This window comes from Roseateles sp. P5_E11 (assembly GCF_054049355.1).
Window position 1 is genome coordinate 1 of sequence record NZ_JBFUMO010000987.1, and the last position, 1,288, is coordinate 1,288.

The following is a 1,288-nucleotide window of genomic DNA, read 5'->3' on the forward strand; positions in this document are numbered from 1 at the left end:
CGATGCTGCCGGCCACGCCCCAGCGCACGGCCGACGGACGCTGCACCGAGCCCACGCCGACGATGGCGCCGGTGATGGTGTGCGTCGTCGACACCGGGATGCCCAGAGCCGTCGCCAGGAACAGCGTGATGGCCCCGCCCGTCTCGGCGCAGAAGCCGCCCACCGGTTTGAGCTTGGTGATGCGCTGCCCCATCGTCTGCACGATGCGCCAGCCGCCAAACATCGTGCCCATGCCGATGGCGATGTAGCAGGCGACGATGACCCAGCTGGGCGGTGCCTTGTCGCCGACGCTGACCATGCCGGCGGCGATCAGCAGCATCCAGATCAGGCCGATGGTCTTCTGCGCGTCGTTGCCACCGTGGCCCAGGCTGTACAGGCCAGCCGACACGAGCTGCAGCCGCCGGAACCAGCGGTCGATGCGTATCGGCGACTTGTGCCGGCAAACCCAGGCCACGATGACCATCATCAGTGAACCCAGTAGATAGCCCAGCAAAGGCGACACGATGATGAAGGCGACGGTCTTCCAGATGCCGCCAGCGACAAGGGCCGACGGCCCCGCCTTGGCGACGACGGCGCCGGCAATGCCACCGATCAGCGCATGCGAGGAACTGGACGGGATGCCCCACCACCAGGTGATGAAGTTCCAGGCGATGGCGCCGATCAGCGCACCAAAGACGACATGGTGATCCACCACGCCCGGCTCGACGATGCCCTTGCCCACGGTGGCCGCCACCTTGAGCTGGAAGATGGCGATCGCGACGACGTTGAAGAAGGCGGCGAACAGCACGGCCTGCTGCGGCTTCAGCACGCCGGTGGAGACGACGGTGGCGATGGAGTTGGCCGCGTCGTGGAAGCCGTTCATGAAGTCGAACAGCAGGGCCAGCACGACCAGCAGGGCCACCACCCAGAAGGCGATCTCAGCGGATGCCATGTCAGCGGCGCGCGGCCGTCCGAAGGCGCTGACACGCCCCCTCGGGGGGCAACGAACGAAGTGAGTGTGGGGGTCGATTCATCTCGGCGGTCAGGAGTTCTCGAGGACGATGCCCTCGATCAGATTGGCGACGTCTTCGCAGCGATCGGAAATGGATTCGAGCTGCTCGTAGATCGCCTTGAGCTTGATCAGCTCGCGCACGTCCTCCTGCTCGCGAAACAGACGAGACATCGCCGAGCGCATGACACGGTCGGCATCGGACTCCAGGCGGTCGATCTCCTCGCAGGTCTTGAGGGCTGCTTCGGTCGTGGCAGGTTTGCTGAGGTGCGGCAGCAGCGTCACGGCATGCTGCACGCG

Annotated in this window: 2 protein-coding genes; both read right to left on the reverse strand. The window is 66.0% G+C overall.

The window, feature by feature from the left end; translation table 11 throughout:
- The coding region (locus ACXJKR_RS32740) for an anion permease (RefSeq protein WP_457326412.1) at positions 1 to 931 on the reverse strand (931 nt) is incomplete at its 3' end.
- 90 nt (positions 932 to 1,021) lie between these two features.
- The coding region (locus tag ACXJKR_RS32745; protein WP_457326413.1) for a DUF47 domain-containing protein at positions 1,022 to 1,288 on the reverse strand (267 nt) is incomplete at its 5' end.